This is a genomic window from Pseudomonas sp. SORT22 (assembly GCF_018417635.1).
Taxonomy (GTDB): Bacteria; Pseudomonadota; Gammaproteobacteria; order Pseudomonadales; family Pseudomonadaceae; genus Aquipseudomonas.
The window spans coordinates 1,837,174-1,863,071 of record NZ_CP071007.1 but is presented as its reverse complement, the minus strand read 5'-3'; the positions used below and the strand labels follow the sequence as shown (position 1 = coordinate 1,863,071).

Below are 25,898 nucleotides of genomic sequence, written 5' to 3'. Positions count from 1 at the left end.
AGAATGAACCCGTTTCCCAGCCTGACCGACCTGCCCCGCCAGTTGCGCCAGCCCCAGGTGCGCGACCTGGCCTGGGTGATCCTGGCGCCGCCGATGCTGCGCGACACGCCGTGGCCGCAGCGCCACCCGCTGGCGGCCAGCCGCTGGGTAGCCGAGCCTGAACAACTGCGCCAGTGGCTGCTGGCACAAGACCGCGACAGCCAGCCCCTGCTGCACTGGCTGGCCCAGGCCAGCACCCGGCGCCTGGGTTTGTACTACGAACGTCTATGGCAGTTCGTCCTCCAGCATGCTCCCGGCGTTACCCTGTTGGCTGCCAACCTGCCGATCCGCAATGGCGGGCACACCCTCGGCGAGCTGGACCTGTTGCTGCGCGACAGCGACGGTGTGCACCACCTGGAGCTGGCGATCAAGCTGTACCTGGGGCCGCAGAACGGCACGGGAGAGAACCCGGCGCAGTGGCTGGGGCCGGGTTGCCATGACCGCCTGGACCGCAAGCTTGCCCACCTGGCCGAACACCAGTTGCCGATTTCGGCGCGCGCGGAAAGCCGCGAAGCGCTGGCGGCGCTGGAGATCGAGCAGTTCAGTGCGCAATTGTGGCTGGGCGGTTACCTGCTCTACCCCTGGCCGGGGCAGGCGCAAGCGCCGCGTGGGGCCAACCCGCAGCATTTGCGCGGGCTCTGGTTGCATCAGCGGGACTGGGCGTCATTGCGGGCGCAAAGCGCGGCTGGTCGCTGGCAGCCGCTACCGCGCCATGCCTGGCTGGCGCCGGCCTGTTATCCGGCGCAGGACTGCTGGTCGGTGCAGCGCTTCGAAACCTGGCTGCAGGCCCTGGACCCGCTGGCACCGGCGCAATTGCTGGTAAGGCTGGTCGAGGGCGAGCGTGGCGAGTGGGAGGAAGCCGAGCGCTTGTTCCTGGTCTCTGACCTTTGGCCCAATCTTCCCGGGTAAATGGTTTTGTGGGAGCGGCGGTGCGACGCCTCGACTTGCCCCGTGATCAGGCCAGCCCTAAACCACCGTCAAGCGCAACGCCAGCGCCACCAGCGTCAGCAGCAACACCGGCAGCGTCAGCACAATCCCGACCTTGAAGTAATACCCCCAGCCAATCTTCACCCCCTTGCGCTCCAGCACATGCAACCACAACAGGGTCGCCAGGCTGCCGATCGGGGTAATTTTCGGCCCCAGGTCACTGCCGATCACGTTGGCGTAGATCATCGCTTCCTTGACCACCCCGGTGGCGGCACTGGCATCGATCGACAAGGCGCCGATCAGCACCGTCGGCAGGTTGTTCATGATCGACGACAGCACCGCGGTCAGCAGCCCGGTACCCAGCGCCGCACCCCACACCCCGCCGCTGGCGAATGCGTTGAGCCAACCGGCCAGGTAATCGGTCAGCCCGGCGTTGCGCAGGCCATAGATCACCAGGTACATCCCTAAGGAGAACACCACGATGTGCCAGGGCGCTTCTTTGAGCACCTTGCGCGTGGAAATCCTGTGCCCGCGTGCCGCCACCAGCAGCAACACCAGTGCACACACCGCCGAAATCGCGCTGATGGGGATGCCCAGCGGCTCAAGGGCAAAACAGCCGAGCAGCAGGATCGCCAGCACCAGCCAGCCGGCAACAAACGTCGCCGGGTCTTGCACCACGCTGCGCGGCGCATCCAGTTGCAGCGGGTCGTAGTCTGCCGGGATATCACGGCGGAAGTACCACAACAGCACCGCCAGGGTTGCCGCCACGGCAACCAGGTTGACCGGCACCATCACCGCCGCATAACGGTTGAAACCAATACCGAAGAAGTCGGCGGAGACGATGTTGACCAGGTTCGACACCACCAGCGGCAAGCTCGCGGTATCGGCTATAAAACCTGCGGCCATGACAAAAGCCAGGGTCGCCGCCGGGCTGAAGCGCAGGGCCAGGAGCATGGCCACCACGATCGGGGTGAGGATCAGCGCCGCGCCGTCGTTGGCAAACAACGCCGACACCAGTGCCCCCAGCAGTACGATGAAGCAGAACAGCCGCTGGCCACTGCCGCGCCCCCAACGCGCCACGTGCAGCGCCGCCCAGGCAAAAAAGCCAGCAGCATCGAGCAACAGGCTGATGATAATCAGGGCAATGAAGGTGCCGGTGGCGTTCCAGATGATCTGCCAGACCACCGGAATATCGCTCCACTGCACCACCCCGCAGAGCAACGCCAGCAGCGCCCCGCCCGTGGCACTCCAGCCAACGCCCAGGCCGCGGGGCTGCCAGATCACCAGGGTAATGGTCAGGAGGAATATCAGCGATGCCATCAGCATGAAGTACAAGCCTTGTAGAAATGGGGCACAAGCGCCGGATTCTAGCGACAGATCAAGGCCTGCGTGACCAATTTCTGCTGCAATGGCCGGGTAATCGGCTGGCAAGCGGTTACAGTTAGCTGACTGCGCCACAAGAGCGCGGACTTCGACCTGATGATGAGGAATACCCATGACGTTGAGCCAAAACCAGGCCCGCTATGGCGGTCTGTCGATTGCCCTGCACTGGCTGATGCTGGTGCTGCTGGCGGCGGTCTACGCCTTTATCGAACTGCGCGGCATGTTCCCCAAGGACAGCGCCGAGCGCGCGCTGATGAAAGACCTGCACTTCATGCTCGGCCTGACGGTATTCGTGCTGGTCTGGCTGCGCCTGGCCCTGCGCCTGGGCCGCCCGACCCCGCCGATCATTCCGGCGCCGCCGGCCTGGCAGACCGGCCTGGCGCACCTGATGCACCTGGCCCTGTACCTGCTGATGATCGGCCTGCCGCTGGCCGGCTGGCTGCTGCTCAGCGCTGCCAACAAGCCGATCCCGTTCTATGGCTTCGAGCTGCCGGCGCTTATAGCCCCGGACCCGGACCTGGCCAAGTTCATCAAGGGCTGGCACGAGCGCATCGGCACCTGGGGCTACTGGTTGATCGGCCTGCATGCTGTTGCCGGCCTGTTCCATCACTATGTGCAGCGCGACAACACCTTGCTGCGCATGTTGCCACGCAATAACTAGGCGAACCCGCGGCGGCCCTGCAGGCCGCCGCTGTGCAAAAAGATCAGCCGGGTGCCGGCGGCAAAAGCCCCCGCTTCGACTTCCCGGCGCAGCGCCAGCAAGGCCTTGGCGGTGTACAGCGGCTCCAGCGGCATGCCCGTTTCAGATTCGCAGTCGGCCATAAACGCCAGCAGCTCGTCATCGACCTTGGCAAAGCCGCCACGGCAGGCCTCATGCAGCCTGTAACCTGCCTTGCCAACCAGTGTTTCTACAGACTCGGGCACGCCGTGGTCCAGCGGTACGGCCAGGGCGCCATGCACCTCACGCCGGCCCGCCTCGGCCAACACCAACCCGGCCAGGGTGGTGCCGGTGCCGGCCGCCAGCCACCAGCCGTGGTAATCCGCCCAGCCCAGCGCCGCCAACTGCGCTTGCGCCTGCTCGACGATCAACGCACAACCCTTGGCGCCCAACGCCCCGCCACCGCCTTCAGCGACACACTGCCAACCCGGATAAAGCGCCTGCCACGGCTGCCAGAACCCCGGTTGATGACGCTCGCGATAACCGCCATAACCCAACCAGTGCAGCTGCATGCCAAAGGCTTGCAGGTCGCGCACGGTCGGGGTGTCCTGGGCATGGCCACGCAACAGCCCGGCGGTAGCAAAGCCGAAGCGCTTGCCCGCCGCCGCCAGGGCATGCAGGTGATTGGAATGGGCGCCGCCAAGGCTGATCACTCCGGGCGCCCCTTGGGCCTGGGCGATTCGCAGGTGTTCGAGCAGCTTGAACCACTTGTTGCCACTGATCAGCGGGTCGATCAGGTCCAGGCGCAACACCGCGAGCTTCACGCCATGAGGGCGTAGCCAGTTCAGCGGCAAGGGTTGCAGGGGGGCGAGCGGAAGGTCGTCGAAATTGCCAATCATGGGCGGGGCACAACAGGGTTGCCAGGGCAACGCAGTGTAACAGCGCGACGGGCCGGGCGGCCCGCCGCGCTGCGCCGGTCAGAGCTCGGCGGCCAGACGCGAGCCCTGGTTGATGGCGCGCTTGGCGTCCAGCTCGGCAGCGACATCGGCGCCACCGATCAGGTGCACCGACTGCCCGGCGGCGAGCAGGCCGTCCTGCAGTTCGCGCAGCGGATCCTGGCCGGCGCAGATGACGATGTTATCCACAGGCAGCACCTGCGGCTCGCCCTCGGCGATACGGATGTGCAGGCCGGCATCGTCGATGTTCAGGTATTCGACGCTGTTGAGCATCTGCACCTGCTTGTTCTTCAAGCCCGTACGGTGAATCCAGCCGGTGGTCTTGCCCAGGCCGTCGCCGACTTTGGTTTTTTTCCGTTGCAGGAGGAACACCTGGCGCGCCGGCGCATGCGGCTCGGCCTTGATCCCGGCCACGCCGCCGCGGGCTTCAAGCCGGGTATCGATGCCCCACTCCTTCCAGAACGCTTCACGGTCCTGGCTGGTGGCCACGCCCTGGTGCACCAGGTACTCGGAGACGTCAAAGCCGATACCGCCAGCGCCGATCACCGCGACCTTCTGCCCTACCGGCTTGCGCTGCAGCAGCACGTCCAGGTAGCTCAACACCTTGGCGTGCTCGATGCCAGGGATGGCCGGCAGGCGCGGGGCGATACCGGTGGCGAGGATGATCTCGTCAAAACCGCCCGCCGCCAGTTGCTCGGCATCGACGCGGGTGTTCAGGCACAGCTCGACACCGGTGGTCTGCAGCTTGCGCTTGAAGTAGCGCAGGGTTTCATAGAACTCCTCTTTGCCCGGCACGCGCTTGGCCACGTTGAACTGGCCGCCGATTTCGCTGGCCGAATCGAACAGGGTCACTTCATGGCCGCGCTCGGCCGCCACGGTGGCAGCCGCCAGGCCGGCGGGGCCGGCGCCGACCACGGCGATACGCTTGACCTGGGTTACCGGCAAGTAATTGAGCTCGGTTTCGTGGCAGGCGCGCGGGTTGACCAGGCAACTGGTCAGCTTGCCGCCGAAGGTGTGGTCCAGGCAGGCCTGGTTGCAGCCGATGCAGGTGTTGATCTCGTCGCCACGCCCGGCGGCGGCCTTGTTGACGAACTCCGGGTCGGCGAGGAACGGCCGCGCCATCGAGACCATGTCGGCATCGCCCTCGGCAAGGATCTGCTCGGCGACTTCCGGGGTGTTGATGCGATTGGTGGTGATCAGCGGGATCTGCACTGCACCGCGCAGCTTGGCGGTGACCTTGCTGAACGCCGCGCGCGGCACCTTGGTGGCGATGGTCGGGATCCGCGCTTCGTGCCAGCCGATACCGGTGTTGATGAGGGTCGCGCCGGCCTGCTCCACGGCCTTGGCCAGCTGCACGATCTCTTCCCAGCTGCTGCCGCCCTCGACCAGGTCGAGCATCGACAGGCGGAAGATGATGATGAAGTTCGGCCCTACCGCTTCGCGCACCCGGCGCACGATCTCCACCGCCAGGCGCATGCGGTTCTCGTAGCTGCCACCCCAGCGATCGGTACGCTGGTTGGTGTGGGCGGCGAGGAACTGGTTGATGAAGTAGCCTTCCGACCCCATGATCTCGACGCCGTCGTACTCGGCGCTTTGCGCCAGCAGCGAGCAGGTGACGAAGTCCTGGATCTGCTTCTCGATGCCCTCTTCGTCCAGCTCACGCGGCTTGAACGGGTTGATCGGCGCCTGGATCGCGCTCGGCGCTACCGATTTGGGGCTGTAGGCATAGCGCCCGGCGTGAAGGATCTGCATGCAGATCTTGCCACCGGCTTCATGCACCGCTTTGGTGACGATGCGGTGTTTATCGGCTTCTTCCGGCGTGCTCAGCTTGGCGGCGCCGGAATACACCCCGCCCTCCACGTTCGGGCCGATGCCGCCGGTCACCATCAGGCCGACGCCGCCACGGGCACGCTCGGCAAAATAGGCCGCCATGCGCTCGAAACCGCCGGGCTTTTCTTCAAGGCCGGTGTGCATCGAGCCCATCAGGGTGCGGTTGCGCAAGGTGGTGAAACCCAGGTCCAGCGGGGCGAGCAAATGCGGGTATTGAGCGGCGGCCATAGTGAACTCCACAACAGGCGTAATCACGGAATGCGGGCGCCTCGCCAAGGCTGGCGGGGCCCGTCAGTTATCTGAGGCCGACATTAAAGAGCCAGCGGGCGCGGCTCAATGACCGAAAGTGACAAGTTATTGATCCTGCTGCACTCGGGGTCTACCCTAGGGGCCGAATCCCTTTTCGGCGCTGTCCCGTTTCATGCGAAAACTTCTGTTGAGCGCCCTGGCGCTGGTTGTCATTGCCGTCCTCAGTGGCTACGGCTTCTGGACCGAGCAGCGCCCGGCCGGGCACTACCTGTCGGACCTGCGCATCGAGCTGGCCCTGAGCGAAGGCGTGCCGGCCGATCACGGCAACCTGCTGGGCGTCGAGCCGCAGCTGTTCCCCGGTGACTACCAGAGCCTGCAGCGCCTGCACCGCAAGCTGGCCGCCTACCTTGAACACGCCCGCGCCCAGGGCCTGGTCAACGCCAAAACCATCGTCATCCTGCCCGAACACATCGGCACCTGGCTGTGGGCCCGAGGCGAGAAGAGCGAGCTGTACCAGGTCACCCAACGCCGCGAAGCCCTGCAATGGCTGGAACTGAGCAACCCGCTGCGCTACGGCCTGGCCCTGCTCGGCGCCGAGGGTGACGACCGCCGTGCCGACGCCCACCTGCGGATGAAAGCCGGGCAGATGGCCGAGGATTATCAGCAGCTGTTCGGCGGCCTGGCCAAGGAGTTCGGCGTGACCCTGGTGGCCGGCTCCATCGTCCTGCCTGAACCTTACGTCGAGCGCGGTACCCTGCGCATCGGCTCCGGCGCCCTGTACAACGCAAGCCTGGTGTTCGCCAGCGACGGCTCGGTGCTCGGCCAGCCGCAACGCCAGCAGCACCCGGACAGTGAAGTGCGGCGCTTTATCAGCAGCGGCACCGATCAACCGCCACAGGTGCTGCAAACCCCGGCCGGGCGCCTGGGCGTGTTGATCGGCAGCGACAGCTGGTACCCGAGCAACCAGCAGCAACTGGCCAACCAGTTTGCCCAGATCGTCGCCAACCCGGTGTTTCTCAGCGGCCATGACAGCTGGAACGCGCCGTGGCGCGGCAACCGGCATCAACCCCTGGCCTCGTCGCTGGCGCTAAAGCCCGGTGAGGTGAGCGAACACGAAGCCTGGCAACGCCTGACCCTGAACGCCAACGCCGCCAGGGTCAGCAGCATGAGTGTGTTCCTGCGCGGGCGCTTCTGGGACCTGGCCGCCGATGGCCAGGGCTTTGCCCAGCTCAACGGGGTGAACCTGGGCGGCACGTCCAGCCCCGGTGCGCGCCTGCTGAACCTCTGGTTGTAGGGCATGAACCGTCCCCGCGTGCGCCTGGGCGACCTGTCGGTCGGTTTTATCCAGCCGCTGAGCGAAACCCTGCAGCAACGCGGCATCGATCCTACGGCCCTGCTCGCCCGCTACGGCCTGGAGCCAGCGCGCCTGGCCGAAGCCGGCGCGCGCCTGTCGATCCCGCGCTATATGCACCTGGGCCATGCCGCCATCGAACTGACCGGCGACCCGGCCCTGGGCCTGCGCATGGGCCACATCAGCCGCCTGGGCCAGGCCGGCCTGGCCGGCGTCACTGCGGCACAAGCACCCACCGTGGGCGAAGCGGCGCGCACCTTGTTGCGCTTCGAGCCACTGTACGCGGCCAACTACCGCGGGCACTCAAGCTTTCATGAAGACAGCAGCGGCGCCTGGCTACGGTTCTATTCGATTAGCCCGTACAACGCCTATAACCGCTTCGTGGTGGATTCGCTGCTGGCCGGCTGGCTGGCGCAGCTGTCGAGCCTGGCGGGTACGATGCTGCTGGCCGAACGGGTCGAGATCGAGTTCGAGGCGCCCGCCTACGCCGCCCACTACCAGGCCTTGAGCTGCAACCCGGTGCAGTTTGGCGCCGCCACCAATCAACTGCGCCTGAGCCGCGCCAACCTGGCCCTGCGCAACCCGGCGCACTGTCCGAGCACCTGGCAGCACCTGCTGCAGCTGTGTGAGGCCGAGCTTGAGCAACGCACGCGGATACGCAGCCTGGGCGAGCGCATCGCCCACCTGCTGGGGCCGCTATTGAATGGCGGACGGGAACCGGATCTGGAGGAAGTGGCCAGGCACCTGCAATTGCCGACCTGGACCCTGCGGCGCAAGCTGGCCGAGGAAGGCACGCAGTTTCGCGCCATCCTCAACGATACCCGGCGCGATCTGGCCATGACCTATATCCGTGACACGGAACTGGCCTTTGGCGAGATTGCCTACTTGCTCGGGTTTGCCTCGGCGGAGGCGTTTCAGCGTGCGTTCAAGCGCTGGAACGGCATCACCCCGGGCGAGTTTCGCCGCAGCCAGCGGCGTACCGGCTGATTACAGCTCGGTAGCGTCTTCGGCCGGCTCGACCGGGTCGAGCTCAATGGCGCGGTATTCGAGTAGTTCTTCTTGATAGTCGTCCATCGTCTGCTCCGTTGTTTCTCATTCATGTCATTGATTCATCAACGAGCCTAAAGTGCCGCGATGAAAGAAAAATGACAATGACGCTTATCAAAACAACGTAGCAGAGACGGGCGAATTTACAGCGGCGCCTGCTCGCTGCTGGCCGGTGCTACCGGGGCGATGGTCGGGGTCGGCTCTACGGGTGCCGGTGTGCTGCTGTCCTGGACGCTGATCGGCGCAGCTTCGGCGGGCGGCGGCACCGGCTGCGAGCCACTGCTGTCATCCACCACCGGCGCGGCCGGCACTTCGGCAGCCGGGGCCGGCGACGGTTCGCTGACCGGTACGCCAGCCGCTGGTGCTTCAACCGGAGCCGGAGCCAGGGCGGCCGCTGGTGCTGCCGGCGCGGTCTCGGGCACACCCAGCTCCACCGCTGGCTTGGCTGCAGGCTTTGCCTCAGCCTTCTTCTTGGTTTCCTTGGGCAGGAAACTTTCCACCAGGGCGAAGTAACGCTCGTAGAACTTGGCCGAGGTCACGGTCTCGCTGGCAACCTTGACCATCGAATCGTCACTGGAGCCGATCGGCATCGACACCGAACCCAGCACGCCAACGCCGAGGCTGGCCGAGGTGTTGGATTTTTTCAGCGCATAGCGATCCTGCAGGGCGTTGGCGAACATGGTCGAGCGCTGCTCGTCGCCGCTGTCGCGGGCACAGACCACGTTGAAGCTGATCTGCAGGTGCGAATCGCCAGTCTGCTGGAAGCTCTTGTTGCCATTGACCTGGCCAGCGTCGCTGCTGGTGATGATATAGCCCTGGCTGAGCAAGGCACGGCGCGCCGCTTCGCAGGTACCGGCTTCACTCACCGCAAAGCTGCGCGAGAAGGTACCCGAGTCGTCGAAATTCTCGTGTTCGTAAATGGCAGCTTTCTTCGAAGAACAGCCGGAAACACCCGCCAGCACAAGGGCCAGCCCGAGCGCACCGCAGACGGTTGACTTTGACATTGCAAATCCTGAGGAAACGGTCGGCGCCTATTGTGCAACACATCGACGGAATGCTGAAACCACAGGCGGGCAATCACCGCAGAAAATTCATACAAGGGGCCAGTGATCGCCCCTGATGCCGGGGTTTGACCATTGGTCGATAAACCCACAAATCCTTCGCTCAAGCCCTACGAACAGATCGGACCCATCCGACTTTTGCCCTGCCCATTCTACGACTACGCTGGCAACTAGCCATCACCGCCTACCGGTCGACAGGAGTTATCTCGGTGAAAAACCTATCTGTGAAAATCAAGTTGCTGCTTGGCTTTGCGCCCATTCTGGTACTGATGGTGCTACTCGCCATTACCGCCATCAACAGCTTGAACACCCTGACCCAGCGCGCCGATCGCCTGGTGTCGGTCAACTACATCCTCGACAACCTCAATGAAATGCGCGCCGCCCAGCTGAGCTTCGAGCAACGCCGCGAAGGCAGCTTCGCCAGCCAGCTGGTACAGGCCCACCAGGAGGCCAGCCGCCTGGTCGAGGAAAACCTCGGCGCCCTGCCCGATGCCGACTCGCAGCGCCTGCTCAAGGCCACTGGCGATGATCTCAAGCAGTACCTGCAACAGTTCGAGCAACTCAAGGCGGCCAGCGGCGGCACCCTGCTGCAGAGCAAGCTGCATGACCAGTTGCTGCAGACCGTGCATCAGGGCCTGGAGGCGATCAACCAGTTGATCACCCTGCAGAACCAGAAGAGCACCGAGGAATCCAGCGACAGCCGCAGCCTGATGCTGGGCTTGCTGTTCGCAGCCCTGGTGCTGGGCGTGCTGATCAGTGCGCTGATCATCCGCCAGGTCACCCAGCCGCTGCGCCAGGCGGTGGAAATTGCCCGGCGCATTGGCCAAGGCGACCTGACCAACACTGCCAGCGAACCACGCCGCGACGAATTCGGCCAGCTGTTGCAGGCGCTGGCGCAAAGCGGCGAGAACCTGCGCGAGATGCTTGGCCAGGCCGGGCATGTCACCCGCCAGCTGTCGACCGCCGCCGAGGAGCTGTCGACCATCACTGAACAGACCAGCGCCGGCATCACCAGCCAGAAGGTCGAAACCGACCAGGTGGCCACGGCAATGAGCGAGATGGTTGCCACCGTCCAGGAAGTCGCGCGTAACGCAGAAGAAGCCAGCGAAGCCACGCACCAGGCCGACAGCCAGGCCAAACAGGGCAACCGCGTAGTGCAGCAGGCCCTGAGCCAGATCGGCCAGCTGGCCGACGACATCGGCAATTGCGCCAGTGCGGTCAGCCAATTGTCGGAAGAAAGCGAGCGCATCGGCACCGTGATGACGGTGATCAACGCCATTGCCGAACAGACCAACCTGCTGGCTCTCAACGCCGCCATCGAGGCGGCGCGCGCGGGTGAGGCCGGGCGCGGCTTTGCCGTGGTCGCCGATGAAGTGCGCGGGCTGGCCCAGCGCACACAGCAATCAACAGCGCAGATCGAGACGCTGATTCTGTCGTTGCAACAAGGCGCGCAGAAAGCCGCCGAAATGATGCAAGCCAACCAGCAACAGGTCGGCGGTACTGTGGAATTGGCCAACCAGGTCGGTATCGAGCTGCAGGCCATCACCCAGACCGTGACCGGCATCCAGACCATGAACCTGCAGATCGCCACCGCCGCCGAACAGCAGAGCAGCGTCGCCGAATCGATCAACCGCAGTGTGCTCAGCGTGCGCGACGTTGCCGAACAGTCGTCCACCGCGTCGCAGCAGACGGCGGCTTCGTCGGTGGAACTGGCGCGCCTGGGCAGTGAACTGCAACAGCTGGTGGCGCGCTTTCGGGTGTAACCGGTAAGTCAGCCGAACAGGCCGCCGTCGTCGCTGTCGATAACGATCGACGACAGGCTCACATGCCGCGGCCGGGTCACGGCAAACAGCACGGCCTCGACCACGTCACGGTTGGTGCCGCGCTCGCCCTTCTGGCGCTGGGCGGCGGCCTCCCAGGCCGGTTGCGTCGGGCAGATGTCGTCCAGGTACGGCGGGTGCACGCACAGCGAACGGATCGGCGTACCGGCCAGTTGCTGACGCAACCCCTCTGCCAGTGCACGCTGGGCCTGCTTGGCGGCGTAGAACGGCACTGAGACGCTGTGCAAGGCGGCATTGGGCAGCGCGCTGATCGAGCCTATGGTGACGATGTCCGGGCGCTGAGAGCGGCGCAGAGAGGCCAGCAAGCCCTGGGTGAAGAGGAAGGTACCGGTGACCGCAGCGTTGATCACGCCGTGGACCTCTTCAGGAGAATAACCTTGCTCGTTGTGCTCCAGCCACATGGCGCCGTTGTTGATCAGCAGATCGATAGTGGGGAAGCGCTGGCTGATGGCCTGCGTTGCCTGGGTAACGCTGGCGCTGTCGGCGAGATCGACCTGGACAGTCAATGGCAGTTGAGCGGTGCGGGTTTCGATCGTGGCAGCGACTTGGGCCAGGGCTGCTTCGTTGCGGCCACAGAGCACGACCTTGCAACCAGCGTCGGCCAGGGAGATGGCCAACGCGGCACCCAGGCCGCGTCCGGCACCGGTGATGACCGCGATCGAGTCTTGAAGATTGTTCATCCTGAACCTCAGTGGAAGACTTGAGGCGCTAGCATACCGGTTGTGCGGACTGGATGCAGACCAAGCAGGCCTGAAAAGCATCGCGGGTCAAGCCGGCTCCCACAGAGTGGGAGCCGGCCTTGCTGGTGATGAACGTACCACGGTGCCAAAATTTCGGCACAAAAAAAGCGACCCGAAGGTCGCTTTCTCTGGTACTGCAATATGGCGCAGCGGACGGGACTCGAACCCGCGACCCCCGGCGTGACAGGCCGGTATTCTAACCGACTGAACTACCGCTGCGTGTCGTGCTCACCCGGGCTGCGCAAAGGCTGCAAATCCCGGGCACAAAAAAAGCAACCTCAGGTCGCTCTCTTTGTTGCTTCGAGGAGTTCAAGGGCCTCGAAGCGAAGATGGCGCAGCGGACGGGACTCGAACCCGCGACCCCCGGCGTGACAGGCCGGTATTCTAACCGACTGAACTACCGCTGCGTATCGTACAGGCTTGCGCCCGCTTGAAACTGGGATCTGGCTACAAGGCTGTTTGGCCCTGGAACCTCAAACCGGTCGTTAAACCGATCTGGAGAAAAGTGGCGCAGCGGACGGGACTCGAACCCGCGACCCCCGGCGTGACAGGCCGGTATTCTAACCGACTGAACTACCGCTGCGCATATGGACTTGCGTCCGGTTCCTCTCTGGTAACACCTTCTTGCGAAAGTGTCGGGTCAGGAACATCTCAGGAAGTGGTGGGTGATGACGGGATCGAACCGCCGACCCTCTGCTTGTAAGGCAGATGCTCTCCCGGCTGAGCTAATCACCCGTGTGCTTCGCTGAGGTGGCGAAATTTACGCAGGTATCGAACCTAAGTCAATAGCCTGATTGAAGTTTTTTTCACGGAGGTGGAAAAAACAGCTTCAAGGTTCAAGCTGCAAGCTACAAGAAAAAGCAAAATCAAAAGCACAACGCGGACGTCTTGTCGCTTGCCGCTACCGATAAATCATCTTCTTGGTCATGCCGCCGTCGACCACGAATTCCTGGCCGGTGACGAAGCCGGCGTTGCGCGACAGCAACCAGGCCACCATCGCCGCCACGTCTTCTACCGTCCCTACCCTGCCCGCCGGATGCTGAGCATGGTCGGCTTCGGTCAGCGGCTCGGCACGGCGCTGGGCTGGATCACGGGCGTCGATCCAGCCGGGGCTGACGGCGTTGACGCGAATCTCCGGGCCCAGGCTCATGGCCAGGGCATGGGTCAGGGCCAGCAGCCCGCCCTTGCTCGCGGCATAGGCCTCGGTGTCGGGCTCCGATTGCCCGGCGCGCGTTGACGCCAGGTTGACGATCGCCCCGCAATGGGCGCGCAGGTACGGCGCACAGTGCTTGGCCAGCAGCATCGGGCCGCCGAGGTTGACCGCCAGCACCCGGTTCCAGTGGGCCAGGCTCAGGCTTTCGAGGGTGGTGTTGTGCGGGTCGGCAATCGCCGCGTTGCATACCAGGGCGTCGAGCCGGCCAAACTGGCCCAGCACTTCGGCCACGCCGGTCATTACCTGGGCTTCGTCGGCGACATCCATGCCGACGAACCAGGCGTTGTCACCCAGCACCTTGGCCACTTTCGCGCCACGGGCACGGTCGAGGTCGGTGAGCACCACCTGCCAGCCTTCGCTGATCAGCCAGGCGGCAATGCCCAGGCCGATGCCCCGCGCCGCGCCGGTGACCAGGGCGACGCGGCCGTTATGGCTGCTGTCGCCCACCGACCAGTCGATCACAGTGCCGCCAGCCCGCGGGCCAGGTCGGCCTTGAGGTCAGCGACGTCTTCCAGCCCCACGGCAACCCGGATCAGGCTGTCGCGAATGCCGGCGGCCTCACGCTCCTGCGGCGACAGGCGGCCGTGGGAGGTGGTGCCCGGGTGGGTGATGGTGGTCTTGCTGTCACCCAGGTTGGCGGTGATCGAAATCAGCCGGGTGGCATCGATGAAGCGCCAGGCGCCCTCTTTGCCGCCCTTGACCTCAAAGCTCACCACTGCACCGAAGCCGCTCATCTGCTGCTTGGCCAGCTCGTGCTGCGGATGGCTGTGCAGGCCCGCGTAGTGGACCTTGTCGATACCGTCCTGCTGCTCCAGCCATTCGGCCAGGGCCTGGGCATTGGCGCAGTGGGCGCGCATGCGCAGGTTGAGGGTCTCAAGGCCCTTGAGGAAGATCCAGGCGTTGAACGGGCTCAGGGACGGCCCGGCGGTGCGCAGAAAGCCCACCACTTCTTTCATCTGCTCGCTGCGCCCGGCAACCACGCCGCCCATACAACGGCCCTGGCCGTCGATGAACTTGGTCGCCGAATGCACGACGATGTCGGCGCCCAGCTTCAGCGGCTGCTGCAAGGCCGGGGTGCTGAAGCAGTTGTCGACCACCAGCTGCGCGCCCTTGGCATGGGCGATTTCAGCCAGGGCAGCAATATCCACAAGCTCCGCCAACGGGTTGGACGGTGACTCGACGAACAGCAGCTTGGTGTTGGCCTTGATCGCCTGGTCCCAGCCGGCCAGGTCGGTCAGCGGCACGTAGTCGACCTGCACGCCAAAGCGCTTGAAGTACTTCTCGAACAGGCTGATGGTCGAACCGAAGACGCTCTGCGACACCAGCACATGGTCGCCGGCGCTGCACAGGGCCATGACGGTCGAGAGAATCGCCGACATGCCGGTGGAGGTGGCAACCGCTTGCTCGGCGCCTTCAAGGGCGGCGATGCGCTCTTCGAACGCGCGTACGGTGGGGTTGGTGTAGCGTGAATAGACGTTGCCTGGAACCTCGCCGGCGAACCGCGCGGCGGCATCGGCCGCCGTACGGAACACATAGCTGGAGGTGAAGAACAGCGGATCGCTGTGCTCACCTTCCGGCGTGCGATGCTGGCCGGCGCGTACCGCCAGCGTGTCGAAAGCGACCCCTTCGAGGTCGCTGTCCAGGCGCCCGGCATCCCATTCCTGTGTCATGCCGCTGCTCCTAACTTAGTTGTTGTAGAGGTCGATGATCGCGCTGACCGCCTGGTTCTTGACCTTGGAGGCGTCGTTGCGCGCCTGCTCGATCTTGTCCAGGTAGGCTTCGTCGATGTCGCCGGTGACGTACTTGCCGTCGAACACCGCGCAATCGAAATGCTCGATCTTGATCTTGCCACCGCCGACCGCTTCGATCAGGTCCGGCAGGTCCTGGTAGACCAGCCAGTCGGCGCCGATCAGCTCGGCGACATCCTGGGTGCTGCGGTTGTGCGCGATCAGCTCGTGAGCGCTCGGCATGTCGATGCCGTAGACGTTAGGGAAGCGCACCGCCGGGGCGGCCGAGCAGAAGTAGACGTTTTTCGCGCCGGCTTCGCGGGCCATCTGGATGATCTGCTTGCAGGTGGTGCCGCGCACGATCGAGTCGTCGACCAGCATCACGTTCTTGCCGCGGAACTCCAGCTCGATGGCGTTGAGTTTCTGGCGTACCGATTTCTTGCGCGCGGCCTGGCCGGGCATGATGAAGGTACGGCCGATGTAGCGGTTCTTGACGAAGCCTTCGCGGAACTTGACGCCCAGGTGGTTGGCCAGCTCCAGCGCTGCGGTGCGGCTGGTGTCGGGAATCGGGATGACCACGTCGATGTCGTGGTCAGGGCGCTCGCGCTGGATCTTCTCGGCCAGCTTCTCGCCCATGCGCAGGCGCGCCTTGTACACCGAGACGCCGTCGATGATCGAGTCAGGCCGGGCCAGGTAGACGTGTTCGAAGATGCACGGCGACAGTTGCGGGTTGGTCGCGCACTGACGGGTGTGCAGCTTGCCCTCTTCAGTGATGTACACCGCTTCGCCCGGCGCCAGGTCACGGATCAGGGTGAAGCCCAGCACGTCCAGAGAAACGCTTTCGGAAGCGATCATGTACTCGACGCCTTCGTCGGTGTGACGCTGACCGAAGACGATCGGGCGGATACCGTTGGGATCGCGGAAACCGACGATGCCGTAGCCGGTGATCATCGCCACCACCGCGTAACCGCCAACGCAACGGTTGTGCACGTCGGTGACCGCGGCGAACACGTCTTCTTCGGTCGGTTGCAGCTTGCCACGCACCGCCAGCTCATGGGCGAAGACGTTGAGCAGCACTTCCGAGTCAGAGCTGGTGTTGACGTGGCGCAGGTCGGACTCGTAGATCTCCTTGGCCAGCTGTTCGACGTTGGTCAGGTTGCCGTTGTGCGCCAGGGTGATGCCGTAGGGCGAGTTGACGTAGAACGGCTGGGCCTCGGCCGAGGTCGAGCTGCCCGCGGTCGGGTAGCGCACGTGGCCGATACCCATGTGACCGACCAGGCGCTGCATATGGCGCTGCTGGAATACGTCACGGACCAGGCCGTTGTCCTTGCGCAGGAATAACCGGCCATCATGGCTGGTCACAATACCGGCAGCGTCCTGGCCGCGGTGCTGGAGGACGGTTAGCGCGTCATACAGCGCCTGATTGACGTTCGACTTACCGACGATACCGACGATGCCACACATGCGACGCAACCCCTACTTAATGAAACTGGATTGAAAAGCGCTCAAGGCGTTTTGGGCCCCAGCAGCTGTTCCTGGAACGGGAGATCAGCCGGTGCGCTGATCCCGCTGGCTAGCCACTGACTGGTGAACCCCAGAATGAGGTTTTTCGACCAGTCAGCCACCAATAGAAATTGTGGCAGGAGGCGAGACTCCTGCCACCACTGATCCTGTTGTACCGGCCCCAGGCTCAACAGCCCGACCGCCACGACCACCAGCAAGGCCCCGCGGGCGGCGCCGAAGGCCATGCCCAGGAAGCGATCGGTCCCGGACAGCCCGGTGACGCGAATCAGCTCGCCGATGAGAAAGTTGATCATGGCCCCCACCAGCAGGGTGGCGACGAAAAGAATGGCGCATCCGGCGATGACCCGGGCCGAAGGCGTCTGGATATAAGCTTCCAGGTACTGCGACAGCGAGCCACCGAACATCCAGGCCACGGCACCGGCGATGATCCAGGTAAGCAGCGACAAGGCCTCTTTGACAAAGCCGCGCTTGAGACTGATCAGCGAAGAAATGGCGATGATCGCGAGAATCGCCCAGTCGACCCAGGTAAATGCCACAGTGTTGCCTGCAAACGGATAAGGCGGCGCATTTTACCAGAGCAACGGGCTGTCGGTAAGCAGTGATTTACCGCCCGGTACGGGCCGGGCGGCAAGGGTTCAACTGCGCTCGGGCTGGAAGCGTACGACAAAGCCCTTGAGCTTCTGCTGGCGGTTGATCACATCGCGCAGGCGCTCGGCCTCGGCGCGCTCGATCAACGGTCCGACATACACCCGGTTCATGCCTTCGGCCGAACGGATATAAGCGTTGTAGCCCTGGCTGCGCAGGGTTTTCTGCAGGTTGTCGGCGCTGGCGCGGTTGGCCAGGCTGGCCATCTGAATCGACCAGCTGACCGGCAGGCCATTGGCGTCGATCTTGCCCGCAGCAGGCTTGGTCGCAGCGGCGACGGTGGCTGCCGGCTTGGCTTCTACCTTGGCGGGCGCCGGCGTCGCCGGTTTTGCCGCGACAGCCGGTGCGGCCGGGGCCGGTGTCGGCAGCGGCGTGGCGGCCGGCGCCGGGGCAATCGGCGTGCTTGGCGCCTGCACCGGTGCCGTGGCCTGCTCGACGATCAGCGGCTCTTCAGGCACTACCTGCGGCTCGGGGACCTGCACCGGCTCTACCTGCACTTGCGGCAGGGTCGGCGCAGCCGGTGCCTCGGGGGCTTCGACGCGCACCTGGCGCATTTCGTCTTCGCGCGAGAACAGCATCGGCAGGAAGATCACCGCCAGCGCCACCAGCACCAGCGCCCCGACCATGCGTTGCTTGACCACTTTATCCAGCAATGCCATTTGCCCCGTCCTCCGTGGCCTGCCGGTCGAGCCACTGCAGGGCTTCGCCGACACAGAAAAATGATCCGAACAGCAGGATTTCGTCATCCGCCGTTGCCTGCGCGCACTGCCCTTCCAGGGCCGCGGCGACGCTGGGGTAAGACTGCACCGCAGCGCCAAGGTTCGTCAGCGCCGCCTGCAACTCGCCAGCCGGCCGGCTGCGGGCGGTGTCCAGCGGCGCCACGGCCCAGGCCTGAACCTGGTGCTGCAGCGGCTTGAGCACACCGTCGAGGTCCTTGTCGGCGAGCAAACCGAACACCGCCAGGCGCTTGCCCTGCGGCGGCCGGGTGGCCAGGCGCTGAGCCAGGTACTCGGCAGCATGCGGGTTGTGCCCGACATCCATGAGGATAGTCAAAGGTTTGCCTTGCCAGGTAAAGGCTCGCCGATCGAGGCGGCCGACCATGCGCGTGCTGCGCAGGGCCTCGGCAATCTGCCCGGCATCCCACGGCAGGTCGAGCAACAGGTAGGCCTGCAATGCCAACGCGGCGTTTTCCATCGGCAGGTCGAGCAGCGGCAAATCCTGCAGCTCAACCACCTCGCCACGGGCATTGACCCCACGCCACTGCCAGTACTGGTCAGTGCTGGCCAGGTCGAAATCGCGACCGCGCAAAAACAGCGGGCTGTTCAGGGCACGGGCCTTGTCCAGCAACGGCTGCGGCGGATTGAGGTCACCACACAGGGCCGGCTTGCCCTGGCGGAAGATCCCGGCCTTCTCGAAGGCCACCAACTCACGGGTGTCGCCCAGGTAGTCGACATGGTCAACGCCGATGCTGGTCACCAGCGCCAGGTCGGCATCGACGATGTTGACGGTATCCAGGCGTCCGCCCAGACCGACTTCGAGCACCACGGCGTCGAGCGCCGCCTGCTTGAACAGCCAGAACGCCGCCAGGGTACCGGCTTCGAAGTAGGTCAGGGAGATGTCGCCACGGGCCGCTTCAACCGCGGCGAAGGCTTCGCACAGCTGCTCATCGCCGGCTTCAGCGCCGTTGATCTGCACCCGCTCGTTGTAGCGCAGCAGGTGCGGCGAGCTGTAGACGCCGACCTTGAGGCCCTGGGCGCGCAGCAACGCGGCAACGAAGGCGCAGGTCGAACCCTTGCCGTTGGTGCCGGTCACGGTGATTACCCGTGGCGCCGGCTGGCCCAGCCCGAGCCGCGCAGCGACCTGTTGCGAACGCTCCAGGCCCATGTCGATGGCCGACGGATGCAACTGCTCGAGGTAGGCGAGCCAGTCGCCAAGGGTACGTTGGGTCATACGGTGGCAGGCGCCGGCGGCACGACGATCGGCTCGATCACCGGGGCGACGAACGTGGGCGTCGGCAGGCCCATCATCTGGGCCAGCAGGTTGCCCAGGCGCTGACGCAGCTCCTGACGCGGGATGATCATGTCGATGGCGCCGTGCTCCAGGAGGAACTCGCTGCGCTGGAAGCCTTCTGGCAGCTTCTCGCGTACGGTCTGCTCGATCACCCGCGGGCCGGCAAAGCCGATCAGCGCCTTGGGCTCACCGACGATGACATCACCAAGCATCGCCAGGCTGGCAGAAACGCCGCCGTAGACCGGATCGGTCAGCACCGAGATGAACGGGATGCCTTCTTCGCGCAGGCGTGCCAGTACTGCGGAGGTCTTGGCCATCTGCATCAGCGAGATCAGCGCTTCCTGCATGCGCGCACCACCGGAGGCCGAGAAGCAGACCATCGGGCAGCGGTTTTCCAGGGCGTAGTTGGCGGCACGGACGAAACGCTCGCCGACGATGGCGCCCATCGAACCACCCATGAAGGAGAATTCGAAGGCGCTGACCACGATCGGCATGCCCAGCAGGGTACCGCTCATGGAGATCAGTGCGTCTTTCTCGCCGGTCTGCTTCTGGGCAGCAGTCAGGCGGTCCTTGTACTTCTTGCCATCGCGAAACTTCAGGCGGTCGACCGGTTCCAGGTCAGCGCCCAGCTCGGCGCGACCTTCGGCATCGAGGAAGATGTCGATACGGGCGCGGGCGCCGATACGCATGTGATGGTTGCACTTAGGGCAGACATCCAGGGTCTTTTCCAGCTCCGGACGATACAGCACGGCCTCGCAGGACGGGCACTTGTGCCACAGGCCTTCAGGGACCGAACTCTTCTTCACCTCGGAACGCATGATCGAAGGGATCAGTTTGTCTACTAACCAGTTGCTCATGCTTTCTTTCTCCAGTAGCGGCGACCGGCAGGCTATGGCTGCCGGCTCGCGCGTATGCCCTTGAGCTCAATTCGTGTATGACGCGATGAAGATGCGGCTCCGGCGCCCGCCTGCAGCGAGCCACCCCGATACCGCACCCTCGTCAACCTGTAAGGGCGACGCCCGTGGCGTCACCCGCTAATTTCGACCGCCCCATGGGCGCGATCCGGCAGCACCGGGCTGCGAAAGCTATGGACGATGGCGCGCGGCCAGCCGTCACATCCGCAGCATGCAGCGCTTTCACGCCTGCTTGACCGCGCGGATAAACGCCTCGATCCGCGCCGGGTCCTTGATGCCCTTGGCCTGCTCCACGCCGCCGCTGACATCCACCGCATAAGGCCGCACCTGCGCAATGGCCTGGGCGACGTTATCCGGCGACAGGCCGCCGGCGAGGATGATTGGCTTGCTCAGTTGCGCAGGCACCAGCGACCAGTCGAACGCCTCGCCGGTACCGCCGGGCACGCCGGCCACGTAGGTATCGAGAAGAATGCCGCTGGCACCGCTGTAGCGCTTGCAGCTGGCCTCCAGGTCGTCGCCCGGGCGCACCCGCAAGGCCTTGATCCATGGACGGTTGTGACCTGCGCAATCGGCCGGGGTTTCATCGCCATGGAACTGCAGCAGGTCGAGCGGCACCGCTTCGAGGATTTCCGTCAGCTCGCAACGGCTGGCGTTGACGAACAGGCCGACGGTGGTGACGAACGGCGGCAAGGCGGCGATGATCGCCCGCGCCTGCTGCACATCGACCGCCCGCGGGCTCTTGGCATAGAACACCAGGCCGATGGCATCGGCGCCCGCCTCGGCTGCGGCCAGCGCATCCTCGATGCGGGTAATGCCGCAGATTTTGCTGCGAACGGCGCTCATGACCTGTGAACCTCAGCAGAAAGCGGAAAGTCCCGGATGTTAGCAAATGGCTTGCGGGCCGTCAGCCCGTCAATGCCTCGTAGCCGGTAATGAAGTGTGGGCCGATGTAACGCTCGGGCAGTTCGAACTCGTCGTGGTACTCGACCTGCACCAGGTACAGCCCATACGGATGCGCGGTCACCCCGCCGGCGCGCCGCTCGCGGCTTTGCAGCACTTCCAGGGCCCACTCCGGCGGGCGCTCGCCAGCGCCGATGGTCATCAGCACGCCGGCAATGTTGCGCACCATGTGGTGCAGGAAGGCGCTGGCGCGGATGTCGAGGACGATCATCTGGCCGTGGCGGCTAACACGCAGGTGATGGAGATTCTTGACCGGCGACTTGGCCTGGCACTGGCCGGCGCGAAAGGCACTGAAATCGTGGGTGCCGACCAGGTACTCGGCGGCCAGGGCCATGCGCTCGGCGTCCAGCGGCCGGTGGTTCCAGGTCACCTCTTCGCCCAGGTGCGCCGGGCGGATCTGGTCGTTGTAGATCACGTAGCGGTAACGCCGGGCAATGGCCTTGAAGCGCGCATGGAAGTGCGCCGGCATCTGCTTGGCCCAGGACACGCTGATGTCGTGCGGCAGGTTGATGTTGGCGCCCATGGTCCAGCCCTTCATGCTGCGCACCGCCTGGGTGTCGAAATGCACCACCTGGCCGCAGGCATGCACGCCGGCATCGGTGCGCCCGGCACAGTGCAGGGTGACCGGCGAATCGGCCACCCGCGACAAGGCTTCTTCGAGGGTTTGCTGCACGCTTGCCACGCCACTGGCCTGGCGCTGCCAGCCGCGGTAGCGCGAACCTTTGTACTCAACGCCCAGGGCGATACGAAAGAAGCCTTCGGCGGCCACTTCGGCAGCCGCGTTATCAATGATTTCCAAGGGGATACAGCCTGTCGGTTTAGCAGATGGCGGCAATTATAACGACAACGGCAGCCACTTGGGCTGCCGTTGGTTTTACACAGGGTGAACTCAGACCAGGCGCGAGAGCAGCTCGTCGGCTTCCTGGCGCTGGGCATCGCTGCCGTCCTTGCGCACTTCGTCGAGAATGTCGCGGGCGCCGTCATGGTCGCCCATGTCGATATAGGCCCGGGCCAGGTCGAGCTTGGTGGCCACTTCGTCGGCGCCGCCGAGGTAGTCGAAATCATCGTCGAGGTCGTCGCTGATCGCGGCGTCCGCTTCGCTGAAGTGCGGCTCGATCGACGGCTGCTCCAGGCTTTGCGACAGCTTGTCGAGTTCGGCGTTGACGTCATCGAGCTCCGAGGCAAAGTTTTTATCCGCCTGCGAGTCCTCCAGTGACAGCGACAGGTCGAAGTCTTCCGGCAGGTCCAGCTCGCTCAACGGGTCGAACTCGGGCATGGTTTCATCGAACGCCGCCAGCTCTGCGGCGATATCGACGGTCTCGCTGTTCGGCGCCAGCGCCGGCTCGTCGCCAGCGACGTCGAGGTCGAAATCGGCGAGGTCGTCCAGGGCCTGCTCAGGCTCGGCAAGATGCTCTGCGAGCAAGGCGTCGAAGTCCGGTTGCGCCGGGCTGGCTTCGCTCGCGACTGCTTCGGCTTGTGGCGCTTCAACAGCCAGCGAGGGCTCGTCGAGCAGTGGCGGCGCGTCCAGCTCCAGGCCTTGCAGGTCGTCATCCAGGCTCAGGTCGAAGGCACTGTCCAGGTCGTCTTCAGGAACAGGCTCAGGCTCGGCCAGCGATTCTTCAACCACAGGTTCAGGTTCAGGTTCAGGTTCAGGTTCAGGTTCAGGTTCAGGTTCAGGCTCAGGTTCAGGCTCGGCCCCTGCTTCTGGCTCAACGGCTGGCTCGACGGCTGGTTCGGCTTCTGCCAGCGGTTCGGCTGGCACCTCGTCCTGCAGCAGCTCCTGGACATACTGGGCATCCAGTTCGGCCGCCAGCGCCGCCGCGCTGACGCCCGCCGCCGCGACGGCGAGCATGGCCGGGAAGCGGTTTTTCAGGGCTTCGACATCGGCATGGTTCTGGCCGGTGGCAATCAACTGCCGCTCGTGGCCGACAAAGGCATCGCGATCGCCCTGGCGGGCATAGACTTCCATCAGCTTCAGGCGCAGGTCGCTGCGCTCAGGGGCTGCGGTAACCGCAGGCTCGAGCAGTTCGGCGGCGTGATTGAGGCGACCACGGGCAATGCTCAGCTCTGCTTCGTCGAGCACAGCGTCGCCGGTCGGGGCTGCCGGGCTGGCCGCCGGAGCAACCAATGGCGCGGCAATCGGGCCTTGCACCGGCTTGCTCGGCGCTGGCTCCGCCACCACAGGCGCCGGCTCTTCGGCAGGCAAGGCGGCGGCTGTGGCGGCGGCGGCAGATGCCGCGACCACTGCCGGTGCCAGGGTCACGCTCGGCGGCGCGATGTCCAGGCCTTCAAAACTGCTTGGCGGCAGGTCCAGGTCTGGGGCGCGCTCGCCCTCTTCGGCCAGGGCGCGGGCCATGCGCAGGTGTTTTTCCGCTTCCTGGTCGGCCTTGCGCTTGCGTGCCAGCAACAGCAGCAGAAGCAACAGCACCAACAACGCGGAACCGGCGATCAGCGCCAGCAACAACGGGTTGCCGAGCAGATCGTCGAGCATCTTGTTCGAGTCGGCCGGTGCCTGGTCGGCAGCAGGCTGCGCCGGATCAACCGGTGCGGTATCGACCGCAGCCGGTGCCGGGGTGACCACCGGTTCGGCAGGAGCCGGCTGCAACTCGGCGGCAATGGCCGGCGGCTGGGCCGCGGCAGCTTCAGGCGCCGGCGCGCCAGCGGCGCCCTGGGCTTCAAGCTTGGCCAGTTGGTCGTTTTTCAGCGCGATCAGGCGCTGCAGTTTGTCCAGCTGGCTCTGCAGGTCGGCCATGCGACTTTTCAGTTCTTCGTTGTCACGACGGCTGGTGTCCAGGCTTTCCTGGGCCACAGCCAGCTTGTCGTTGAGACCTTTGCCGTCCGCAGCGCCCTTGCTGCCGGGGGCAACCAGCTTGAGGTTGTCCTGGTTGGCGATGCGTGCCGGCGCCGCCTCGGTGCCGCTGCGCCGGGTGGCGTCCAGCTGGCGTGCGCGCGGGCCCAGGCGCCGGCCTTCGCGCCAGGCAGCATACTGCTCGGCCACTTCGGTAACGGCCTGGGCCTGGGGAATACTGGTGATCTGCTGTTGATCGGGCAGGCGCAAGACCTGGCCGGTTTTCAGCAGGTTGATGTTGCCGTTGATGAAGGCATCCGGGTTCAGCGCCTGAATGGCCAGCATGGTCTGCTGCACCGACCCGCCCTGACGGGCTTTCGAGGCGATTTCCCACAGGGTGTCGCGACGCACGGTGGTGTAGTTGGCCGCGGTTACCGCAGGCGCAACGCCGGCCGGCGCCGGTTGCCCGGCCGGAGCGTTGAACTTGGCCGCGTCAATCAGCACGCTGTAGTCGCGCAGCAGGCGACCGCTCGGCCACATGACCTGGACCAGGAACTTGACCATCGGCGCCGGCAGCGGCTGGCTCGAGGTCACCCGCAACACGCTCTTGCCGTTGGGGTTGATCACCGTGGTAAAGGTCAGGTCATTGAGAAACGCCTGGCGCTCGACACCGGCCTTGGCGAACTCTTCGGCCGGCGCCAGGCTCGGCGCTACTTCGGCCGCGGTCAGGTCGCGGACATCGAGCAGTTCGATCTCGGCATCCAGGGGCTGGTTCTGCGCTGACTTCAAGGTCAGCTCGCCCAACCCGAGGGCATGCGCCATACCGGACGACAGCGCCGACGCCGCGGCTATTGCTAAGACCAGTTTGCGAATTCGAAGCATGACCTCTTCCTTTGAATGAACCTTCCCCGGCAAGCGAGAACAAGTGGAGCAAATTGTCGGCAAGTATCTTTTACACAAGGCCTTTTATCAACAATTGCGCCAGCTGGACCGCGTTCAGGGCCGCACCTTTGCGCACATTGTCGGTGGTCAGCCAGAGGTTGAGCTGCTCAACCTCGTCGATTCCACCCCGTACCCGTCCAACATAGACCACGTCCTGGCCCACTGCGTCACCCACCGGCGTCGGATAATCACCCTCCTCCACCAGTTCGATGCTGTCAGCGGCTTCCAGTGCGGCGTTGACCGCCGCCAGGTCGACCGGCGTGCGGCTTTGCACGGACACACTGTAGCTATCGCCGAAAAACACCGGGACTTGAACGCAGGTCACCGAAATCTTCAGTGAAGGCAAGCCGAGCACTTCGCGCAACTCACTGACCAGGCGGCGTTCAAGGGCGCCATGGCCGTCAGCATCGCTGGCACCGACCTGGGCCAACAGGTTGAAGGCCATCTGCCGGTCGAAGAAGCGCGGCTCCAGCGGGCGGGCGTTGAGCAGCTCGGCGGTCTGCCGGGCCAGCTCGTTGACCGCCTCGCGACCCTGGGCCGAGACCGCCAGGCACGCGGTGACATTAATGCGCTCAAGTTCCAGCAAGCCCTTGAGGGGCGCCAAGGTTACCGCCAGGGCAATCGCTGCGGCGCTTGGGCTGCTCAGTTGCTGCGGCGCCTTGAGGCTGTCGAGCACTGCCGGGTTGGCTTCCGGCACCACCGCCGGCGCCTGCTCGGCCGGCAAGCCGCCGGACAGGTCGATGACTGCGCAACCAGCCGCCTGGGCCCGTGGCGCGAAGCTGCGGGTCACTGCCGGGCCGGCGGCGAAGAAGGCCAGCTTGACCTTGCTGAAGTCGAAGCTGTCGACCTCGCGCACGCGCAGGCTCTTGCTGCGAAACATCACGCCGCTGCCCGCCGATTCGTTGCTGGCCAGCAGGTGCAGGGTGCCGACCGGGAAATCGCACTCGTCAAGGATCTGCACGAGGGTTTCACCGACAGTACCGGTGGCACCGATAACGGCGATATCAATAGGCTGGCTCATGGAAAAATCCTCTGCTGAAACGGCGGGAGCGGCACTTTACTTGGATTCTCATGCGCGGAACACCTGAATCGC

General features: G+C 64.9%; 21 protein-coding genes and 4 tRNA genes. 5 read left to right on the top strand and 20 right to left on the bottom strand.

The window, feature by feature from the left end; translation table 11 throughout:
* Positions 1-3: 3 nt before the first annotated feature.
* The gene (locus tag JYG36_RS08810; RefSeq protein WP_093380641.1) at positions 4-948 is read left to right on the top strand and encodes a DUF1853 family protein; all 945 of its coding nucleotides are present in this window, start codon (positions 4-6) and stop codon (positions 946-948) included.
* A 57-nt stretch (positions 949-1,005) separates the two neighbouring features.
* On the opposite strand, the gene JYG36_RS08805 is transcribed toward JYG36_RS08810, so the two are convergent.
* A complete protein-coding gene (locus JYG36_RS08805; RefSeq protein WP_213603606.1) occupies positions 1,006-2,292 on the bottom strand; it encodes an arsenic transporter in 1,287 nt (428 codons plus the stop codon).
* A gap of 169 nt (positions 2,293-2,461) precedes the next feature.
* Between JYG36_RS08805 and JYG36_RS08800 the strand changes: the two genes are divergently transcribed.
* The gene (locus tag JYG36_RS08800) at positions 2,462-3,010 is read left to right on the top strand and encodes a cytochrome b (protein WP_093380638.1); all 549 of its coding nucleotides are present in this window, start codon (positions 2,462-2,464) and stop codon (positions 3,008-3,010) included.
* Here the strand turns inward: JYG36_RS08800 and JYG36_RS08795 are convergent.
* Entirely contained in the window at positions 3,007-3,906 is a 900-nt protein-coding gene (locus JYG36_RS08795) for a 1-aminocyclopropane-1-carboxylate deaminase/D-cysteine desulfhydrase (RefSeq protein ID WP_093380635.1), read from the bottom strand. The two genes, JYG36_RS08800 and JYG36_RS08795, sit on opposite strands and share 4 nt — an antisense overlap.
* Positions 3,907-3,984: 78 nt before the next feature.
* Positions 3,985-6,021 (bottom strand): NADPH-dependent 2,4-dienoyl-CoA reductase, encoded by a 2,037-nt coding sequence (locus JYG36_RS08790; protein WP_213603605.1) that lies wholly within the window; start codon positions 6,019-6,021, stop codon positions 3,985-3,987.
* A 193-nt stretch (positions 6,022-6,214) separates the two neighbouring features.
* Here JYG36_RS08790 and JYG36_RS08785 point away from each other — a divergent pair, with 193 nt between their 5' ends.
* Both JYG36_RS08785 and JYG36_RS08780 read left to right on the top strand, forming a co-directional pair.
* On the top strand, positions 6,215-7,336 hold the full coding sequence (locus JYG36_RS08785) for a carbon-nitrogen hydrolase family protein (RefSeq protein WP_213603604.1): 1,122 nt from the start codon (positions 6,215-6,217) through the stop codon (positions 7,334-7,336).
* A 3-nt stretch (positions 7,337-7,339) separates the two neighbouring features.
* On the top strand, positions 7,340-8,380 hold the full coding sequence (locus tag JYG36_RS08780) for an AraC family transcriptional regulator (protein WP_093380628.1): 1,041 nt from the start codon (positions 7,340-7,342) through the stop codon (positions 8,378-8,380).
* Between the two features lie 203 nt (positions 8,381-8,583).
* Here JYG36_RS08780 and JYG36_RS08775 read toward each other — a convergent pair whose 3' ends face one another.
* Positions 8,584-9,444, bottom strand: coding sequence for a DUF2242 domain-containing protein (locus JYG36_RS08775; protein ID WP_093380626.1), 861 nt, complete (start codon positions 9,442-9,444; stop codon positions 8,584-8,586).
* 266 nt (positions 9,445-9,710) lie between these two features.
* On the opposite strand from JYG36_RS08775, the gene JYG36_RS08770 reads away from it, so the two are divergent.
* Entirely contained in the window at positions 9,711-11,264 is a 1,554-nt protein-coding gene (locus JYG36_RS08770) for a methyl-accepting chemotaxis protein (protein WP_249744410.1), read from the top strand.
* Positions 11,265-11,272: 8 nt separating this feature from the next.
* Here JYG36_RS08770 and JYG36_RS08765 read toward each other — a convergent pair whose 3' ends face one another.
* From JYG36_RS08765 to JYG36_RS08690, 16 genes are all read right to left on the bottom strand, one after another.
* Positions 11,273-12,022 (bottom strand): SDR family oxidoreductase, encoded by a 750-nt coding sequence (locus JYG36_RS08765; RefSeq protein WP_213603603.1) that lies wholly within the window; start codon positions 12,020-12,022, stop codon positions 11,273-11,275.
* 202 nt (positions 12,023-12,224) lie between these two features.
* A tRNA-Asp gene (locus JYG36_RS08760) sits at positions 12,225-12,301 on the bottom strand.
* Between the two features lie 111 nt (positions 12,302-12,412).
* Positions 12,413-12,489 (bottom strand) — tRNA-Asp (locus tag JYG36_RS08755).
* A 99-nt stretch (positions 12,490-12,588) separates the two neighbouring features.
* A tRNA-Asp gene (locus JYG36_RS08750) sits at positions 12,589-12,665 on the bottom strand.
* A 76-nt stretch (positions 12,666-12,741) separates the two neighbouring features.
* Positions 12,742-12,817: transfer RNA gene (locus tag JYG36_RS08745), tRNA-Val, on the bottom strand.
* A 166-nt stretch (positions 12,818-12,983) separates the two neighbouring features.
* Positions 12,984-13,742, bottom strand: coding sequence for an SDR family oxidoreductase (locus tag JYG36_RS08740; RefSeq protein ID WP_174242333.1), 759 nt, complete (start codon positions 13,740-13,742; stop codon positions 12,984-12,986).
* Between the two features lie 11 nt (positions 13,743-13,753).
* Positions 13,754-14,965, bottom strand: a complete 1,212-nt coding sequence (locus JYG36_RS08735) for an O-succinylhomoserine sulfhydrylase (RefSeq protein ID WP_093380622.1) — start codon at positions 14,963-14,965, stop codon at positions 13,754-13,756.
* A 15-nt stretch (positions 14,966-14,980) separates the two neighbouring features.
* Positions 14,981-16,486 (bottom strand): amidophosphoribosyltransferase, encoded by a 1,506-nt coding sequence (purF, locus tag JYG36_RS08730; RefSeq protein ID WP_010223267.1) that lies wholly within the window; start codon positions 16,484-16,486, stop codon positions 14,981-14,983.
* A 41-nt stretch (positions 16,487-16,527) separates the two neighbouring features.
* Positions 16,528-17,082 (bottom strand): CvpA family protein, encoded by a 555-nt coding sequence (locus JYG36_RS08725; RefSeq protein WP_045195095.1) that lies wholly within the window; start codon positions 17,080-17,082, stop codon positions 16,528-16,530.
* 99 nt (positions 17,083-17,181) lie between these two features.
* Positions 17,182-17,850 (bottom strand): SPOR domain-containing protein, encoded by a 669-nt coding sequence (locus tag JYG36_RS08720; protein WP_213603602.1) that lies wholly within the window; start codon positions 17,848-17,850, stop codon positions 17,182-17,184.
* The gene (gene folC, locus JYG36_RS08715; protein WP_093380618.1) at positions 17,834-19,141 is read right to left on the bottom strand and encodes a bifunctional tetrahydrofolate synthase/dihydrofolate synthase; all 1,308 of its coding nucleotides are present in this window, start codon (positions 19,139-19,141) and stop codon (positions 17,834-17,836) included. The genes JYG36_RS08720 and folC overlap by 17 nt, the downstream gene beginning before the upstream one ends.
* Complete coding sequence (gene accD, locus JYG36_RS08710) at positions 19,138-20,058, bottom strand: acetyl-CoA carboxylase, carboxyltransferase subunit beta (RefSeq protein ID WP_045195100.1); 921 nt, start codon at positions 20,056-20,058, stop codon at positions 19,138-19,140. The genes folC and accD overlap by 4 nt, the downstream gene beginning before the upstream one ends.
* A 279-nt stretch (positions 20,059-20,337) precedes the next feature.
* Positions 20,338-20,958, bottom strand: coding sequence for a phosphoribosylanthranilate isomerase (locus JYG36_RS08705; RefSeq protein ID WP_045195103.1), 621 nt, complete (start codon positions 20,956-20,958; stop codon positions 20,338-20,340).
* 61 nt (positions 20,959-21,019) lie between these two features.
* Positions 21,020-21,844: a tRNA pseudouridine(38-40) synthase TruA gene (truA, locus tag JYG36_RS08700; protein ID WP_045195741.1), complete on the bottom strand. Its 825-nt coding sequence runs from the start codon at positions 21,842-21,844 to the stop codon at positions 21,020-21,022.
* Positions 21,845-21,964: 120 nt separating this feature from the next.
* Complete coding sequence (locus JYG36_RS08695) at positions 21,965-24,745, bottom strand: motility hub landmark protein FimV (RefSeq protein WP_213603601.1); 2,781 nt, start codon at positions 24,743-24,745, stop codon at positions 21,965-21,967.
* 70 nt (positions 24,746-24,815) lie between these two features.
* Positions 24,816-25,826: an aspartate-semialdehyde dehydrogenase gene (locus JYG36_RS08690; protein ID WP_045195107.1), complete on the bottom strand. Its 1,011-nt coding sequence runs from the start codon at positions 25,824-25,826 to the stop codon at positions 24,816-24,818.
* Positions 25,827-25,898 lie beyond the last annotated feature (72 nt).